This window comes from Pseudomonas sp. Leaf15 (assembly GCF_001421425.1).
GTDB classification, from domain to species: Bacteria; Pseudomonadota; Gammaproteobacteria; order Pseudomonadales; family Pseudomonadaceae; genus Aquipseudomonas; species Aquipseudomonas salomonii.
The window spans coordinates 86,765-104,408 of record NZ_LMKI01000005.1 but is presented as its reverse complement, the minus strand read 5'-3'; the positions used below and the strand labels follow the sequence as shown (position 1 = coordinate 104,408).

15 protein-coding genes and 1 tRNA gene are annotated in these 17,644 nt (G+C 59.1%); 12 read left to right on the top strand and 4 right to left on the bottom strand.

From position 1 onward, the window contains the following. Nucleotides 1–137: 137 nt before the first annotated feature. On the bottom strand, nucleotides 138–2,051 hold the full coding sequence (dibA, locus tag ASE80_RS06175; RefSeq protein ID WP_056858135.1) for a phosphodiesterase DibA: 1,914 nt from the start codon (nucleotides 2,049–2,051) through the stop codon (nucleotides 138–140). Between the two features lie 166 nt (nucleotides 2,052–2,217). On the opposite strand from dibA, the gene desA reads away from it, so the two are divergent. Together desA and ASE80_RS06165 are read left to right on the top strand one after the other, a co-directional pair. After that, on the top strand, nucleotides 2,218–3,402 hold the full coding sequence (gene desA / locus ASE80_RS06170; RefSeq protein ID WP_017136693.1) for a delta-9 fatty acid desaturase DesA: 1,185 nt from the start codon (nucleotides 2,218–2,220) through the stop codon (nucleotides 3,400–3,402). A gap of 188 nt (nucleotides 3,403–3,590) precedes the next feature. Next, on the top strand, nucleotides 3,591–4,592 hold the full coding sequence (locus tag ASE80_RS06165; protein WP_056858134.1) for a GGDEF domain-containing protein: 1,002 nt from the start codon (nucleotides 3,591–3,593) through the stop codon (nucleotides 4,590–4,592). A 215-nt stretch (nucleotides 4,593–4,807) separates the two neighbouring features. Here ASE80_RS06165 and ASE80_RS06160 read toward each other — a convergent pair whose 3' ends face one another. The 3 genes from ASE80_RS06160 to gabD form a co-directional block, all read right to left on the bottom strand. Further along, nucleotides 4,808–6,010 (bottom strand): HDOD domain-containing protein, encoded by a 1,203-nt coding sequence (locus ASE80_RS06160; RefSeq protein WP_056858133.1) that lies wholly within the window; start codon nucleotides 6,008–6,010, stop codon nucleotides 4,808–4,810. A 139-nt stretch (nucleotides 6,011–6,149) separates the two neighbouring features. Continuing rightward, nucleotides 6,150–7,427 carry a 4-aminobutyrate--2-oxoglutarate transaminase gene (gabT, locus tag ASE80_RS06155; protein WP_056858132.1) on the bottom strand — a complete coding sequence of 426 codons (1,278 nt, stop codon included), beginning with the start codon at nucleotides 7,425–7,427 and terminating at the stop codon, nucleotides 6,150–6,152. 182 nt (nucleotides 7,428–7,609) lie between these two features. Then, nucleotides 7,610–9,052: an NADP-dependent succinate-semialdehyde dehydrogenase gene (gene gabD / locus ASE80_RS06150; protein ID WP_056858131.1), complete on the bottom strand. Its 1,443-nt coding sequence runs from the start codon at nucleotides 9,050–9,052 to the stop codon at nucleotides 7,610–7,612. A 369-nt stretch (nucleotides 9,053–9,421) separates the two neighbouring features. Between gabD and ASE80_RS06145 the strand changes: the two genes are divergently transcribed. The 10 genes from ASE80_RS06145 (at nucleotide 9,422) to ASE80_RS06110 (ending at nucleotide 17,260) form a co-directional block, all read left to right on the top strand. Beyond that, a tRNA-Arg gene (locus tag ASE80_RS06145) sits at nucleotides 9,422–9,498 on the top strand. A 167-nt stretch (nucleotides 9,499–9,665) separates the two neighbouring features. Further along, entirely contained in the window at nucleotides 9,666–10,901 is a 1,236-nt protein-coding gene (locus ASE80_RS06140; protein WP_012721617.1) for a tyrosine-type recombinase/integrase, read from the top strand. 557 nt (nucleotides 10,902–11,458) lie between these two features. Beyond that, nucleotides 11,459–11,776, top strand: a complete 318-nt coding sequence (locus ASE80_RS29895; RefSeq protein WP_082463571.1) for a helix-turn-helix transcriptional regulator — start codon at nucleotides 11,459–11,461, stop codon at nucleotides 11,774–11,776. Further along, nucleotides 11,773–12,078 (top strand): hypothetical protein, encoded by a 306-nt coding sequence (locus ASE80_RS06135; protein ID WP_056858130.1) that lies wholly within the window; start codon nucleotides 11,773–11,775, stop codon nucleotides 12,076–12,078. The genes ASE80_RS29895 and ASE80_RS06135 overlap by 4 nt, the downstream gene beginning before the upstream one ends. Nucleotides 12,079–12,125: 47 nt before the next feature. Next, nucleotides 12,126–12,611, top strand: coding sequence for a hypothetical protein (locus ASE80_RS30650; protein ID WP_133257337.1), 486 nt, complete (start codon nucleotides 12,126–12,128; stop codon nucleotides 12,609–12,611). Further along, on the top strand, nucleotides 12,608–12,892 hold the full coding sequence (locus ASE80_RS06130) for a hypothetical protein (protein WP_017846196.1): 285 nt from the start codon (nucleotides 12,608–12,610) through the stop codon (nucleotides 12,890–12,892). The genes ASE80_RS30650 and ASE80_RS06130 overlap by 4 nt, the downstream gene beginning before the upstream one ends. Continuing rightward, nucleotides 12,889–13,161 carry a DUF3077 domain-containing protein gene (locus ASE80_RS06125; protein WP_056858129.1) on the top strand — a complete coding sequence of 91 codons (273 nt, stop codon included), beginning with the start codon at nucleotides 12,889–12,891 and terminating at the stop codon, nucleotides 13,159–13,161. The genes ASE80_RS06130 and ASE80_RS06125 overlap by 4 nt, the downstream gene beginning before the upstream one ends. Then, complete coding sequence (locus ASE80_RS06120) at nucleotides 13,158–16,046, top strand: DUF927 domain-containing protein (protein WP_056858128.1); 2,889 nt, start codon at nucleotides 13,158–13,160, stop codon at nucleotides 16,044–16,046. The genes ASE80_RS06125 and ASE80_RS06120 overlap by 4 nt, the downstream gene beginning before the upstream one ends. 98 nt (nucleotides 16,047–16,144) lie before the next feature. Then, complete coding sequence (locus ASE80_RS06115; RefSeq protein WP_056858127.1) at nucleotides 16,145–16,987, top strand: hypothetical protein; 843 nt, start codon at nucleotides 16,145–16,147, stop codon at nucleotides 16,985–16,987. A gap of 63 nt (nucleotides 16,988–17,050) precedes the next feature. Further along, on the top strand, nucleotides 17,051–17,260 hold the full coding sequence (locus tag ASE80_RS06110; protein ID WP_236708808.1) for a hypothetical protein: 210 nt from the start codon (nucleotides 17,051–17,053) through the stop codon (nucleotides 17,258–17,260). Nucleotides 17,261–17,644 lie beyond the last annotated feature (384 nt).

Here is a 17,644-nt window from a genome sequence, read left to right as displayed (position 1 = left end):
TGGAAAATACTGAGACCCAGGCACCGCTGAACCCTGTGGGAGCCGGGCTTGCCCGCGATGAGGCAGTGTCAGTCGAAACATCAGTGCCTGACACACCGTCATCGCGGGCAAGCCCGGCTCCCACATTGGCCTGTATTTCAAGTCATGATGGTCGGTGACCTGGCCCAATCCATTTCTTGCGCCGGCACTGGCCGGCCAAACCAATACCCTTGGCCCAAATCACACTCCTGCTCCAGCAAAAACCGCGCCTGCTCCACCTGCTCAATGCCTTCGGCGTGAACCTGCATGCCCATGCTTTTTGCCAAGGCGATCACCACGCGCACAATCGCGGCGTCGTCTTCATCCCACGGCAACCCGGCGACAAACCCCTGGTCGATCTTGAGCTTCTGCACCGGCAGGCGCTTGAGGCGCAGCAGTGACGAATAACCGGTGCCAAAGTCATCGATGGCCAGGCGCAAGCCCAGCTCGCGCAGGCGGTGCAGTTGTTCAAGGGCGACTTCCGGGTCTTCCATCACCGCGCTTTCGGTGACCTCCAGCTCCAGATAAGCCGGGTCCAGGCCGGTGGTGTGCAGCACCTGGGCGACTTGCTCATACAGCTCACGCCGGGCAAACAAACGGCTGGAGACGTTCACCGCAATAAAGCTCAACGGCGCGCCATCGGCCAGCCATTGGCCCATCTGGCGGCAGGCCTGGTCCATCACCCAGGCATCGATATCGGCGATCAGCCCGGTGCGCTCGGCAATCGGGATAAATTCGCCCGGCGGCACCAGGCCGCGCTCCGGGTGTTGCCAGCGCACCAGGGCTTCGACGCCGACCAGGCGGCGGTCTTGCAGGTCGTGCACGGGCTGGTAGTACACGCGCAGCTCCTGCTGATCGAGTGCGCGGCGCAGTTCGCTGGCGATTTCCACACGGTGCTGGGCGTGAGCGGTCAGCTCTTCGGTGTACAGCGCATAACCTTCACGGCCGGCGCTCTTGGCTTTGAACAGTGCGGAGTCGGCATTGCGCAGCAGTTGTTCGGCGCTCAGGGCATCACTGGGAAACAGGCTGATGCCGATGCTGGCGCTGATAAATAACTGGTTGCCGTCGAACACAAACGGCTCTTTCATCGCGTCGAGCATGCGCTGCGCCAGCGCGGCAGCCTGCACCACCTGTGGACAACTTTCGGCCAGCACGGCGAACTCATCGCCGCCGAGGCGCGCCAGGGTCATGCCGGGGCCGAACAAGCCCTTTAGCCGCTCGCCGACGGCCTTGAGCAACTGGTCGCCGACGTTATGGCCGAGGCTGTCGTTGATGATCTTGAAGTGGTCCAGGTCCATCAACAGCAGCGCGCAGCCGCGCTTGTGCACTTGCGCCGAGGCCAGCGCCTGCTCGGCGCGGTCGGTAAAGAGCAGGCGGTTGGGCAGGTCGGTGAGCGGGTCGTGGTGGGCCAGGTGCGCCAGTTCGTGCTCGGAGTCCTTGATGGCGCTGATGTCGGAAAACACCGCGACGTAATGGCTGACCTGGCCTTGGTCATTGTGGATAACCCGGATGGTTTGCCACTGTGGATAAATCTCACCGCTTTTGCGCCGGTTCCAGATTTCGCCGCTCCATTCGCCCGTGCGCTCGAGGGTCTGAAACACCTGTTGATAAAAATTCGACGAATGGCGCCCGGACTTGAACAGGCTCGGCCGTTCGCCCATTACGTCCTCACGGCTGTAACCGGTGATCTCCATGAACGCCCGGTTCACATGCACGATCAGCCCCTGGGCGTCGGTGACCAACACGCCTTCACGGGTGCAATCGAACACGGCGGCAGCCTGTTGCAGGCGTTCGTGGTTTTCTTTCAAGGGTTGCTGCAGCCGGTGGGTGCGGGCAAAACGGGCACAGATCAGGTAAATGACCCACGCGCTGAGGGCCACCCACACATAGCCGCGCACCTGCAGCCAACGCCCTAACTGCCTCGGGTCATCGAGAAAGTTGATCAATAGCTGGTTGCTGAGCTGGAGCCACACAATGGAAACCAGCAGGTATACCAACCCTACACGCAGGGCACCTCGGTACGAAAACAGCATATGGTCAGTAATCCTTACCCAAAAAACAAAATCGCCCTACAAAGGCTGAGGATTATAGAATAAGAAACATCCAGTCACTCCTATCTGAAAGGGCGGCTGGTTTTCTCTGTAGGCTTAGTGATAATGCGTGAGCTGTTTTTTTCTTTATCTGAGGGCCATACAGCCTATGTGGTACAACGGTTTTCTTGACCTGTCAGCCTGGCAACTGGTGGCAGTCACGCTGTTGATGACCCACGTGACCATTGTTGGGGTCACGGTCTATCTGCACCGTTATTCAGCCCATCGCTCCCTGGAGCTCAATGCCGGCCTGAAACACTTCTTCCGCTTCTGGCTGTGGCTGACCACGGCGCAGAACACCCGCGAGTGGACCGCCATCCACCGCAAGCACCACGCCAAGTGCGAAACCGTCGACGACCCGCACAGCCCGGTCATCAAGGGTTTGTCCACCGTGCTGCGCAAAGGCGCCGAGCTGTACCGCGCCGAGGCCGAGAACCCCGAGACCCTGCGCATCTACGGCAAAAACTGCCCGGATGACTGGATCGAACGCAAAATCTACACGCCTTACCCGCTGCTGGGCGTGGCGATCATGGGCGTCATCGACCTGCTGCTGTTCGGCACCATCGGCATCACCATCTGGGCGATCCAGATGATGTGGATCCCGTTCTGGGCCGCCGGCGTCATCAACGGCCTGGGCCATGCGGTCGGTTATCGCAACTTCGAGTGCCGTGACGCCGCCACCAACCTGGTGCCGTGGGGCATCATCGTCGGCGGCGAAGAGCTGCACAACAACCACCACACCTACCCGAACTCGGCCAAGCTGTCGGTGAAGAAGTGGGAATTCGACCTGGGTTGGGCCTGGATCAAGGTGTTCAGCTTCCTGCGCCTGGCCAAGGTGCAACGCGTCGCGCCCATCGCGCATCGCGTGGAAGGCAAGGGCCACCTGGACATGGACACCGCCATGGCGATCCTCAACAACCGCTTCCAGATCATGGCCCAGTACCGCAAGCTGGTGATCGGCCCACTGGTCAAGCAGGAGCTGGAAAAGGTCGACCATTCGGTGCGCCACCAGTTCCACCGTGCCAAGCGCCTGCTGTCGCGTGAAACCAGCCTACTGGATGACCGCCATCACGTGCGCATCCAGAGCATGCTCGAACACAGCCACGCGCTGACCGTGATCTACGAGAAGCGCCTGGCGCTGCAGCAGATCTGGCTGAAGACCAGCACCAATGGCCACGACATGTTGGCGGCAATCAAGGAATGGGTGCATGAGGCTGAGGCCAGCGGCATTCAGTCCCTGCGCGATTTTGCCCACCAGTTGAAGACCTACTCGCTGCGCCCTGCAGCGGTCTGACAGGCTGGCTTGTTGTAGTGAGCGGGCAACCCCGCTCACTACAAACTGGTTTCTGACGCCATTTCTTAGTCAGCCCGTTCACGGAACTTCACCGCAAATCCCCTCTCTCAAGGAACACTTCGCCATCATGGTGGCCCTTGTACTGACCGCTGCTCCATCCTGCGGCGAGCCCAGAGAGAGTTGTGCCGATGGTTCCCGAAAAGCCCTATTCAACCGATGCCCCTGTCGCTGAGCACCCACGCCCGGCTGCGGCGGCCACTCTGCTGGCGCTGATGCATGCCCAGGGTGAAGTCGAACGGCTGAGTGAGCGCGAACAACTGCTCAGTTCACTGCTGGTCAGCGTGAATGCCGTGCTGTGGGCCATCGACTGGGAAACCCGGCGTGTGCTGTACGTGAGCCCGGCCTACGATCGGGTATTTGGCCGATCCGCCGGTTTACTGCTTGCCGACTACCGCGAATGGCGCAACAGCATTCACCCCGAAGACCTCGACTACGCCGAACACAGCCTGGCCCGCGTGATCGAAGACGGCGCCGTGGAGGACCGCGAGTACCGCATTATCACCGCCGACGGTCAGATTCGCTGGTTGAGCGACAAGTGCTACATCAACCAACAGGTCGAACCCGGCAAGCCGGTGATTGTGGTCGGCATGGCCGAAGACATCACCGAAAAAAAGCACATGGAGTTGGAGCTGCACCGACTCGCCACCACTGATGTGCTGACCCAAAGCAGCAACCGCAGGCACTTTTTCGAGTGCGCCAACCAGGCTTTCGACAGCGCCTGCGCCCAAGGCGCCCCACTGGCGTTCCTGCTGCTGGACATCGATGACTTTAAAGACGTCAACGACAGCTACGGCCACCTGGAAGGCGATCAGGTGTTGCGGCGTATCGCCGAGAGCGGTCGCGGCGTACTGCGCCGTGGCGACCTGTTCGGACGCATTGGCGGCGAAGAGTTCGCCGCCGTGCTGCCTGGCTGCGCCCCGCAGATGGCCTTACAGGTGGCCGAGCGGCTGGGCAAGGAAATCCAGGCCCTGAGTTTCAGCTTTGAAGGCCGGGATTTTACCGTGACCGTCAGCCAAGGCCTGGCCAACCTGCGCGAAGACGACTCAACCCTGGACGGCCTGTTCGCACGGGCCGATGCCGCGATGTACGAAGCCAAGCGCCAAGGCAAGAACCGCGTCATAGAAGGCTAGCACTCGATCAACCAGTGGGAACCGGCCTGTGTGGGAGCTGGCTTGCCTGAGAGCATGCCTGTGTGGGAGCTGGCTTTTGTGGGAGCTGGCTTGCCTGCGATGCCGGCACCTCGGTCTATCAGAGGGACCGAGTCGATGCTATCGCGGGCAAGCCCGGCTCCCACACAAACCTGCTCCCACACAAGCCTACTCCCAGACCTGAACCTCGTTGCTGATTAGGCCTTGCGCACCCGCATCAGCTCCGACAAGCCTACCTTGAGCAGCCGCGCGGTCTTGCCCTTGGCCAGCGCTTCCAGCCCCTCATGCTCAGTCAGGCGTGCCATCTGCGCCGCCAGGTTCACCACCAGCGCGTCGCGCGAATACACTCCGCCTTCAAGTGAGTACGTCGCCGCAATCAACTGCCGCAACTCCAGCGGCAAGCGCCAGCGCGTGCGCAACGCCGAGCCGTAAGCGGCGCCGAAGGTGAACAGGGATTCGCCAATCACTTCGTCATCCAGCGCCCCGCCACCCAGGCGCCAGTCTTCCAGGCAGCGCAACAACGCCAAATCACCCAGCCGATGCAGGATGCCGGCGCAGTAACAGCGTTCGTGATCCAGCTCCAACATGCGCGCCAGGCGGCGTCCATAGTCGGCGGTGTCCTGGGACAACTGCCAGTGGCGCTCGGCGTAGGCCACCAGCGCCGGGTCACCCAGCACCACGTTGTGCTTGAGCGCCAGGCCCAGAATCAGATTCATGCTCTTCCCGGCGGCGAGCTTTTGCAGTGCCGCGGCCAGGGTCTGCACCGGCGTGCCGTGATGCCCGGCGCTGTTGGCGGCGGCGATCAGTACAGCAGTAATTTGCGGGTCGGTTTTTACCTGTTCTTCAAGTTGCCTGAGGTCCAGGCCGTCCGGCGCCAGGCTGTGTTGCACGGCGGCCTTCACATCAACCCGCAGCGGCGCGCCATCGCAGACGTCGCGGCGGCGTTCCAGGAACATGGGCAAGGCCATGCCCGGGGCCAGCGGCGGTATCTCGCAATACACACTTTCGCCCTCATTGAGCAGCAGGTCTTGCAGGCGCTGGGTCAGGCCTTCCATGTTCAGGGGTTTGGTCAGATACGCCGTGGGCGCCAGGGGCAAGGCTTCGCGCACACTGGCGCTGTCATTGCGATTGCTCAGCAGAATAAACGGCAGCGAACGGTGCTTCTGGCGCACGCTGCGCAGCAGGCTCAAGCCATCGATGCCCGGCAACTCCCAATCTGCCAGGATCAGGTCGTAGGTTTTGTCTCGCAACAGCGTGGCCGCTTCCTGGCCATCGGCACACACATCCAGCCGCGCGTCACAGCGCACATTCAACAACACTTGCTTGAGCAGGTCCCGCGACCAAGGGTCCGCCTCGGCAATTAACACGCGGGGTACAGCGGGTAAATCAACAGCAGTCATCCAGCACGCTCCATCGGCAATGCTTGCACCTTAGTCAATCACCCCGCCTGCGTACAATGAACATGGCCTGAATGTGCTGCACCGGGCACAAAAAAACCCGCCGAGGCGGGTTTTTTCTGTCGATCAAGTCAGCATCCGCTTACAGCTCGGAGAAGCACTCTTCGATGATCGCCAAGCCTTTGTCCAACTGCTCGTCCGGCGAGGTCAGCGGCACCAGCACACGCAACACGTTGCCGTAGGTGCCACAGGACAGCAGAATCAGGCCCTTGTCACGCGCCTTGGCCACCACGGAAGCCACGGCAGCCGCGTTCGGCTTGTGGCTGTCGCCATCTTCGAACAGCTCCACCGCGATCATCGCGCCCAGGGCACGCACTTCGCCGATCACCGGGTACTTGGCTTGAATGGCTTTGAGGCCCGTCACCAAGCGCTCGCCAACCGCCTTGCAGCGGTCCAGCAGGTGCTCTTCTTCGAACACTTCCATCACCGCCAGCGCAGCAGCGCAAGCAATCGGGCTACCGGCATAAGTGCCGCCCAGGCCGCCTGGCGCAATGGCGTCCATGTATTCGGCCTTGCCGCACACACCGGCCAGCGGGAAGCCGCCAGCGATGGATTTGGCAAAAGTGGTCAGGTCGGCAGCCACGCCCATCTGTTCCATGGCGAAGAACGTACCGGTACGGCCGGCACCGGTTTGCACTTCGTCGGCGATCAGCAGGATGCCGTGCTTGTCGCACAGTTCGCGCAGGCGCTTCATGAAGGACTTAGGCGCGACGTAGAAACCGCCTTCGCCCTGCACCGGCTCGATGATGATCGCAGCGATGTCACGCGGCTCGGCATCGTTTTTGAAGATGCGTTCGATGCTGGCGATAGCGTCATCATCGCTCACGCCGTGCAGTTCGTTCGGGAACAGTGCGCGGAACACGCCGCCTGGCATCAGGCCCATGCCGGCCGAGTACGGCACGACTTTACCGGTCAGGCCCAAGGTCATCATGGTGCGGCCGTGGTAAGCACCGGTAAACGCGATTACGCCAGCACGGCCAGTGGCGGCGCGGGCGATTTTCACGGCGTTTTCGACCGCTTCGGAACCGGTGGTGACCAGCAGGGTTTTCTTGGCGAAATCACCTGGCACCTTGGCGTTGATCTTTTCGCACAGCTCCACGTAAGACTCGTAGGCCAGTACCTGGAAGCAGGTGTGAGTCAGCTTGTTCAGTTGCTCGGTCACGGCCGCGATGATTTTCGGGTGCACGTGGCCGGTGTTCAACACGGCGATACCGCCGGCGAAATCGATGAACTCGCGACCTTCAACGTCGGTCACGGTGGCGTTCTTCGCGGATTCGGCGAAGATCGGGTGAATCTGGCCAACACCGCGCGGTACAGCGGCTTCGCGGCGTTTCATCAGGGATGCGTTGGTCTTGCTCATAAAGTCCTCATTCGCCACTCATCGGGTGGCGTGGTCCAAGGAATACGTGGCGGGGAGGCAACTACGGCAGCATGCGATGATCGACTGCCACAGCTTTCCCGGCCACTACGAATAACGTCTTGAAACACGCAAAGGGTCAGCGCTCTCGTGCCCTCTGCGTTTGCTGCAATCTCGTGCCGAGCTTAGATGCCCAGGCAGAGGTATTTGATTTCCAGGTAATCCTCGATCCCGTACTTGGAGCCTTCACGGCCCAGGCCCGAAGCCTTGATGCCGCCGAACGGCGCCACTTCGTTGGAGATCAACCCGGTGTTGACGCCAACCATGCCGTATTCCAGGGCTTCAGCCACACGGAACACACGGCCCAGGTCGCGGGCATAGAAATAGGAAGCCAGGCCGAACTCGGTGTCGTTGGACATCGCGATCACTTCGGCTTCGTCTTTGAAGCGGAACAGCGGCGCCAGTGGCCCGAAGGTTTCTTCCTTGGCGACAGCAGCATCTTTGGGCACGTTGACCAGAATGGTCGGCTCAAAGAAGTTGCCTTCCATCACCTTGCCACCGGCCAACAGCTTGGCGCCTTTGCTCAGGGCATCGGCGATGTGTTCCTGAACCTTGGCCACGGCTTTTTCGTCGATCAGCGGGCCAGTGGTGGTGCCTTCTTCCAGACCGTTGCCGATCTTGAGCTTGGCCACGGCCACTTTGAGTTTTTCGGCGAACGCGTCGTACACCGAATCCTGGATATACAGGCGGTTGGCACACACGCAGGTCTGGCCGTTGTTGCGGTACTTGGAGATGATCGCGCCTTCGACGGCCTTATCCAGGTCGGCGTCGTCGAACACGATAAACGGCGCGTTGCCGCCCAGTTCCAGCGAGACTTTCTTGATGTCCTTGGCGCATTCGGCCATCAGCTGGCGACCGATTTCGGTGGAGCCGGTGAAGGACAACTTACGCACGATCGGGTTGCTGGTCAGCTCGCTGCCAATATCACCGGCGCTGCCGGAAACCACGCTGAACACGCCTTTTGGAATACCGGCACGCTGGGCCAGTTCAGCCAGGGCGAACGCAGAGTACGGGGTTTGCGAAGCCGGCTTGAGCACCATGGTGCAACCGGCGGCCAAGGCCGGGCCGGCTTTACGGGTGATCATCGCAGCTGGGAAATTCCACGGCGTGATGGCCGCGGTAACGCCGATCGGTTGCTTGATCACGATCAGGCGCTTGTCCGGCTGGTGGCCAGGAATCACATCACCGTAGACACGCTTGGCCTCTTCGGCGAACCACTCGATAAAGGAAGCGGCGTAGACGATTTCGCCTTTGGCTTCGGCCAGCGGCTTGCCCTGCTCCAGAGTCATCAGACGCGCCAGGTCGTCCTGGTTCTCGATGATCAGCTCGAACCAGCGACGCAGCTTGTTGGCGCGGTCCTTGGCGGTGAGCGCACGCCAGGCCGGCAGGGCCTTGTCGGCGGCTTCGATGGCGCGGCGGGTTTCAGCCGCGCCCATCTTCGGCACAGTGCCGAGAATTTCGCCCGTGGCCGGGTTGTTGACCTTGATGGTTTGACCGTTGTCCGCATCGACCCAAGCGCCATCGATAAAGGCTTGTTGGCGGAACAACTGGGTATCTTTGAGCTGCATGTCGGCTTTCCTTAACAGCACCGCGCGCACGCGGAGCGAATTAGAGTTGTTGAAAGGCGCCTTGTGGGCTGCCGTCAGGGAAATCACCCAGTGCGAGAGATAAGTGGAATAGCGCACGGGAGACAGAGCGTTTGAAATCTCAAACGAATCCTAGGATCAATGGGGGTAAAGGGCAATAGTCTGTTCGAAAAAAAGAACGAAAACGGCGCATTTGCCGAATCTTTCTGATCAGCGTGTTTCGGCCGGGTTCCAACCTTTCGATCACTGGTACGCGGCGCAGAGCCTCCTGGCAGCAAATTCCTACCCATAAACGGCCAAAGACCAGCATGGACGCCCAAGGTCGACATGGGTATGATGTCGCCCGCACAAGCATCCGTAGCTCAGCTGGATAGAGTACTGCCCTCCGAAGGCAGGGGTCGTGGGTTCGAATCCCGCCGGGTGCACCATATAGCAGTCTCGGGCTGTCTCAGACAGTCTACGAAACACCCCAAGAAGCCCGCCCCGTGCGGGCTTTCTTGTTTCTGGCTATCCATCCCTGTCTACCCCTATAACTTCCCGCCGTGTATGCCCACGTGTATGCTTTGAGATTCCTATAACTGGAGGCATACATGCAGTGAAACGCACTGAAATCAAACGCCGCCCCTTAGCAGACACCACACTTGCAGGGCTGGAGCCGGAGAACGCTACGTATCGTGAGCAGGACGGGAATGGCCTGTACTTCCGAGTGAAACCTAACGGGCAAAAATCGTGGGAGCTGCGCTACAAAAAGCCAGACGGGAAATGGTCGTGGCTGGGCCTCGGCGGCTACCCCGATATCAGTGGCTCATTAGCGAGACAGAAAGCAGCTCAACTGCGGGAAGACGCATCGACCGGCAAAAACCCATTAGTGAGCAAGCAAGCTCGCAAGGTTGCCGACCAGGTTGCTGCCAACAACACTTTTGAGGCGTTAGGCCGTGAGTGGTTTGAAGCCAGACGCACAAGCTGGGAAGCAGGTACGTCCCGACGAGTACTGGGAGCACTGGAGCTTCATGTGTTCCCTGTCTTCGGCAAGCGCGTGTACACAGAAATATTGCCCCTGGAATGGATGGAGTTTCTACGTGGCATGGAGCAGAAGGGGATCATTGAACAAATGGGCCGAGTTCGCGCCTTTTGCAAAGAGATCTATGACCTGGCCCGCGTAACAGGACGAGCCGTCCACAACCCCCTTGAAGGTCTCAGCAAATTCCTGCAATCACGTAGCGCTGAAAACTATGCACACGTTTCGATTGAAGAACTGCCTGCACTACTTCGGGCGATCAACTCCTACCCTCACGCAAAGGACGTTCGCATAGGGCTTCGCTTGCTTTCCTTATTAGCATCGCGCCCGAGCGAGATCCGAGAAGCACGCTGGTCAGAAATTGATCTCTCCAAAAAGCTATGGACGATCCCAGCCGAGCGAATGAAACGTCGTCGCGAACATGTGGTGCCCCTCTCTCGACAGGCGATCGAAGCGCTCACTGAATTACGAACACTTACAGGTGCGTACCCTCTCCTATTTCCAGGCAGGAAAGACAGGACAATCCCTCGTAGTAACACCGTCTTTCTAATGGCGCTCCGCAGACTGGGATATGCCGGTCGGCAAACAGGCCACGGCTTTCGTCACATCGCGAGCACCATACTCAATGAGCAGGGTTTCGATGAGAATCACATTGAGGCCCAGCTCTCTCATGCAAAAGAGGGTATTGCCGGGGTCTATAACAAAGCGGTGTACCTGCCTCAGCGTAGAGTGATGATGCAGTGGTACGCCGATCATCTTGATGCCCTAGTGAGTGGAAATGTGGTGCAGGGCCAATTTGGAAAGGCAGTATGAGAGCACATACCCAGCCCCCCTCCACAACCGGTGTAACGGGCGTTACTCGTGTAACGCCACTCGCCAAGCACCCGATTTCATTGGCTTTCACACCCGTTACACAGTTGAGCGACATAGCGTACATCCGATGTAACGCAGCCCCAACGTGTAACGCAAAAGTCAGCGCTCGGGTGCTGCGGGCAGCCGCTTTTCACCCGAGCCCTACCAAGCTACCTTCGCTGGCTCCGCCCTTCAAGCGCAGGGCGTGGGACTTTCGGTTACACAGCGCAGGAGACACTTGGCAATGACTGATCGCCAAACCCTACTGCATTCGGCGCTAACCACCGGTCTGCTCAAATCTCTCTCAGCGCAACCGCTCTATGATCTCTGCCGTGGACAGGTCGCTGACGCCTGCCACCTGATCGAACAGTGCTAGCTGCGCAATTACTAAACCGCCGCGTTCACCCTGCGTTGCCCCCATATTGACTACACATTGATCGGTCTAGGGGAAAAGTGGTTTTCTTCGTCTAGATAAATGTATAGATAGATACCCCTGTATCCATAACCAGGGGTTATCCATGAAAGACCATACCCGCAAGTACGCAAATCCCACCGAAATCCGCTCTTACGAAACGAGCGATCTGAGCGCCAAGCGAACCAGTCACCCTGCTGCAGATCCTTCAGCGATTCTGATCCGTATGCCGGAAGTAATGGGCATAGTCGGGTTAGCACGTCCAACGATTTACAAACTTATGCAGCAAGCGGATAGCGGCTTCCCAATTCCAGTAAAACTAAGCGGTAGTAGCGCACGTAGCGCTCCCGTCGCATGGGTACTGGCTGAAGTTTTAGATTGGACGCGCGCACGAATCGCAGCTCGAGACAGGGTGGCGGCATGAAAAATCGAGCCGCTAGCAACGCCATTTTGCAGCCCTTTTCTGTACTCAGAACAGTCGGATTCTCATCACGCGGTATGCAGCGTTTTGAACGTTACCGCACAGAGCAAAAACGCCTGAACCGGGACGTGATGGTTATGCGATGGAGAGATGGCATCTGGTGCGCATTGTCAGTTCCCTGCCAAGCCCCTCAAGCAATCATCGTCGACGAAGGCCAACAAATCGATGCCTACGAGGATGCGCGCGCGTGCCTCGAAGACGACCTGTTGCCCTTTGTCTCCCTGCGCTGGGACATCCATGCCTGAAACGAAAACGCCCCCGGCGGCAACCGGAGGCGTTGAGGTAAATCTACATGCCTGATCAATTTATGCCGCATCGAAAAAATCCGCAAGTGATCTGCACAGTTGCACTTTCAAAAAACGGGCGTTACTCTCTGGCTGTCGCTGCAAATTCAGCGACCGGGCTTGGTAACCCGACGAAATCAAGGCGCAACAGCGCCCCCATTACGATTGCAGGCGCTTTTTTTGTGCCCGCAGTTACGTGTTATGGCGGCTGTGCGTGGGAGGCATTCGTGCCTGCCGGGTTCCTTGATTCCCGGTTTACCAACCTGCGCACAGCTGCCACCCATTCGCTTGGTAACGAACGTGGCAGCTCCTCAAATCAAGGAGCTACACAGATGAAACACGCCTTCAATCCGTCCAAAATTCGCGCTGCTGCTCATCGAGCAATGGCTCTCGCCGCTCTACACGCAAACTCCAGCCTCGCTACACGCCTCTCCCGTTACAACGCCCATATGTCCAAGGCTCGCGCCCTGGAAGCCGCAGGGGGTGCCCAATGAGCATGCTCCCAGGCTTTGCACTGCCCGAGGACCTACTCTGCGTCAGCCAAGACGCCGAAGCCGGTCTTCCTATAGACGCCATCACCTGCGCGCTCGACCGTGCCGACTCCGTTCTCATGCTGCTGGAAGACCACTTAGACGGGGATAAACCCCTGCTGTCCAACCGCGTGCTGTCGTCTGTTATTTGGGACGTGCGCGGCACATTGGGCTTGATCAAAACACTCACCATGTACGGTGATGCCTCCTCTGTGCCGATGGGCCAGAAAGGCGGTGCGCTGTGACCCACTCCAGCACGCGTGGACGCTCCGAGTTCTCCCCTGCCAACGGTAACGGCCAAAACCTGTTTCGGGTGAATGCCGGTATCCCGCTGGAAGACGCACTTGAAGCCGTCTCCCAAATTCTGCACCACGCCAATCAACTGATCCTCGACGCCGCCATCAGCGATGCGGGCGAGCGTTTTAGTTGGCCTGCGTTCTACCTCGGCGAGATGGCCAAAGCGCTGATCGATGACTTGAACGAGGCGTTGCTGGAGTCGAGGACCGCCCAATGACTCAACGCACCGGCAACACCTCAAAACGCCCCAGCTTTGCCGACGTAAAAAGCGCAGCCCTGAAGAACATCGACCGTGTGCTTGCTCACTGGCTGCCAAACGGCAAACGTGTTGATGGCGGCAAGGAATACACCGCACCGAATCCCACACGCACGGACAAACGTGCGGGCTCACTCAAGGTCAATTTGAGCAAAGGCACCTGGGCGGATTTTGCCACCGGCGATAAGGGCGGCGATCTGATCGACCTGGTGCGTTACATCGACGGCGGCACGGACGTTGAGGCCTGTAAAAAACTGGCAGGTCTGCTCAGCGTTTCCGCTGGCTCTGCGACCACCAATAACGCACCGACCAAGCCCGCAGCGCCGGAATGGATCGCTCTTCAGCCGATCCCGGCCGAGGCCATGAACAAGTGTCCGACCAAGCACCGGCAACACGGTGTTCCGTCAAAGGTGTGGATCTATCGCGATGCTCAGGGTCAGCCAGTCATGGCGCTGTATCGCTTCGACCTGGGCCCAGATGAAGAAGGAAAACCGAGGAAGGTCTTTGCACCGCTGACCTGGTGCAAGCGCTCCGATGGGCAAACCACACAATGGCGCTGGCAAGGGTTGCCGGAACCTCGGCCATTGCTGCGCCTGGATGAGCTGGCAAAGCGCGCCGACGCGCCTGTGGTGTTGTGTGAAGGCGAAAAGGCCGCTGAAGCCGCTGCTGAACTCATGCCCGACCACGTAGCCACCTGCTGGCCGAACGGCTCTAACTCTTGGCACAAGGCCGATCTGACGCCACTCAAAGGGCGAAGCGTTGTGCTGTGGCCGGATAACGATGCCAGCGGCAAGGCCTGCATGGACGCCATTGAGCTCAAGGTGATTGAGCTGGGCGCCGCTTCGGTACAACGAATCTCGCTCGACGTCTTCAAGCTCAAGCCCAGCAGCAAAGGCGGAAAGCCGACACTCGTCAAAGGTGGGAAATGGGGAGACGGCGACGATGCAGCAGACGCATTAGCCAAAGGCTGGACCGCTGACCACGCAGCCGAGCTGATGCGCAGCGGTGAGTTTTTCGGCGGTGCCGCTGAGCCAACTGAACCTCAACAACCGAAGGCCAATGCGCCCGCCAAACGCCCCGCGAAATCGAAAAATGATCTGTTGCCGGGCGGCTTTCGCCTGACGCCTGAAGGGGTGTTTTATTCCGGCGATGATGGCGAGGCGCGTCCCGTGTGTTCGCCTTTGGAAATCATCGCCCGCACTCGCGACGACAAGGGCCACAACTGGGGGTTGTTGGTCGAGTTCGATGACCCGGACGGCGCCAAAAAACGCTGGAATATTCCAGCCAGGACCATGACCGGCGACTTCGGCAAGGACGTACTCGGCCCACTGGTCGACATGGGCCTGCGCCTTGCAGGAAGCCGATCCGGACGTAACGCACGCAATGACCTGCAGAGTTATCTCGGCGGCTTCGATAGCGCCCAGCGCGCACGATTAGTGACGCGCTTGGGCTGGCACGACAATGCGTTCCTATTGCCCGAACAACAAATCGGCTCGCACTCCGAACATCTGCATTTTTATGAGGCCGGCGCGCAGTTGCCGCCGATCAGCGAGGCGGGTTCTCTGGAGCAATGGCAGCAGCAAATCGGCGCGCTATGCGTTGGTAACCATCGCTTGGCGTTTGTCGTCTCTGTGGCGTTTGCAGGGCCTCTGCTGAACATGCTGGGGCATGAGTCGGGCGGTTTCCACCTGTATGGCGACAGCTCCGGAGGCAAGACCACTCACCTACAAGTCGCTGCATCGGTTTATGGCGGGCCGCGCCTAGTGCGTTCGTGGCGTTCGACAGACAACGCCCTGGAGTCCATCGCCGCCGCTCACTCAGACGGCCTCCTGGTGCTGGACGAAATCGGCATGTGCGACCCACGCATTATTGGAGAAACGGTGTACATGCTCGGCAATGGCACCGGCAAGGCCCGGGCGAATGATCGAGGACAAGCGGGCCGACAGGTGCAGGAGTGGCGCTTGCTGTTTCTCTCGACCGGCGAGAAGACGTTGGCGCAGCACATGGCGGATGCCAACAAGGAGTTGAAAGCCGGTATGGAGGTGCGCATGCTCGCCGTGCCTGCGGATGCCAGCAAAGGCCTCGGCATGTTCGATGTGTTGACCGGTTTTGAGGACGCTGCGGCCCTCTCTGACGCACTCAAGGCCCGTGTAGCCAAATACTACGGCACACCCCTCACCGCCTTCCTGCACGCACTGTGCGCGCCTGGCGAGATGCTCAGATGGACGGTGATCATTCGCCGCACGGTGGAGCAGTTCATCACCCAAAACCTACCCGCCTCGGCCAGTGGTCAAGCCCAACGTGCAGCCCTTCGCTTTGGCCTCGCAGCAGCGGCCGGAGAGTTGGCCACCGCCTTCGGGGTCACTGGTTGGCCGGATGGTACGGCCACGACGGCTGCACGGGTTTGCCTGCATGCATGGCTAGCCGAGCGCGGCGGCGCCGGTAACTTCGAGGGTGATGCGATTCTGGCGAGATTGCACCAGGTCATCGAGCGGTTTGGAGAGAGCCGCTTCACCCGATGGGAATCTGCCGCCGCCAAGATCGATGAACACGGCCCACGCACGATTGATCGACTGGGCTTTCGCAAGACGATGGAGCACGGCATGGGTGATGCCCTGCACACCACCAACACCTACTACGTGTTACCGGAAGCCTGGAGGGCCGAGATCTTCAAGGGCATGAATATCAGTGCGGTGAACAAGGAGCTGCTGCAACGGGGCGTGCTGGAACCGTCCAGCGACGGCAAGGCGTCGAGTCTGGTTCGGTTACCCGGTCTGGGTCAGCAACGCTGCTACATCGTGAAGACGATTCCGGGCACGGAAGAGAGCGAGGCCGGGGCTGCCTGACGGCATGCCTGCTGATCGAGGTAGCGCCGGCTCATTACCGGCCTCGCCAGCCGTTCGACAACCATCCCTATCAACCGCAATACCCAGAGACAATACAGATGAACACTATCCAAGAACTGAAAGACCGCCGCGACACACTGACCCTCGAAATGAAGAGCATTCAGGGTGACCTGGCGCCCTTCGAAGAAGCGCTGGAAAGTCCCGAGGTTATCCAGCAGGGCCGTCAACGGGCCGTGCAGGATGAAATCAACGATCACAAAAGGCGCATCGACTCGCGAGATCTGGAGATCAGTAAACTGAACCAGAAGATTGATCGCCTTGAGACATTGGCAAACCGTGAGAGCTTGGCTGCGGGCTATCTCAGCGATATGGCGAACTGGAAAGCAGACGAAATGGAACTCAACGAGAAGCGCAACAGCATCGAGACACGATTGCAGCAGGTCCGCCAGAGCGATCAGGAGGACATGGCAAAAGCGCGACAAGCTGAAACGGACGCAGCCACCGCTTATGCGCAGGCGGTCGCTTGGGGCGATGTGGAGGGCGAGAAAGTGGCCAACGCCGGAGCTCAAAAAGCAGCAAAAAACCTCACCACTGCGATTGAACATCACCGCCGCCAACAATTGCTCATCACCGCCCTGGAGCAGGAGCTGGAGACGATTGACCTGCATATCACGGAGGCACAAAAAGAACGCGCCAAGATCGAGAACAAAGCGGCACATCTGGCGAACACCGTGTTAGAGGAAAAGTGGAACGAGGCCGCGAAAGAGTTGCTGGAAACTGGCGGTAAGCTGTGGGCCGCATGCAATCTGATTAATCGTGACCCGGTTGCACTGATGAACTTGGATATCCCTGAACAGGGCGAGCACTTTGGAAGCTGGACCTGGCGAGAGCTCATAGATCGCTCAGGCCAACACAGCCTTATTGACCTACTGGCGGCCTAACCTGAACCCTCCCCGAAGCAACCGGCGAGGGTCGGCTGCTTCGGGCCAACCAACGGTCTAATCATGAATAAACCACCACAGAACAGCGCTGAGATGCCCGATCACCTAAAAGCGCGGAAGCTTCATTTGAACGAAATAATTGTCGTCCTGGGCGGCATAAAAAAGCTCAATGCAAGAGCAAACAAAGATACTAAAGTCGCGACGCTCACGATTGATGCAATCAAGGCAGAGATTGATTTCATAGATCTCAAGCTCAAAAGAAAGAGCGGTTGATGAAGAAGCGGAAGCTTAAGCAGCTTCCGCTTCGTCAGACCCTCTCATTACAAGCAAGGCTCCAGATTTTTCGGTTTCCGATCCGTGACGGCTGTGGACTTATAACCGCTTTCGGCCAAAAGCAGACCCTCAAGGCCATTCATTTTCAATCTTAGAGTTGAACATGCCTTGATTACGTCGAATTCGGGACCAGTGACGGTTCCAAACGCAAATGCACGCCACGAAACGCAACACCAAAACAAAACATCCAAAGGACATCATAGAACAGGGAATAACATCGCCTTCTAGTTTTCGTAGCGCTCTTTACGGGGCTCGTTTTATATAAAGCCCTATATCAGCGCGCAAAATTAGACTATACGCAACTGAACTTTCTTCTTTGCAAAG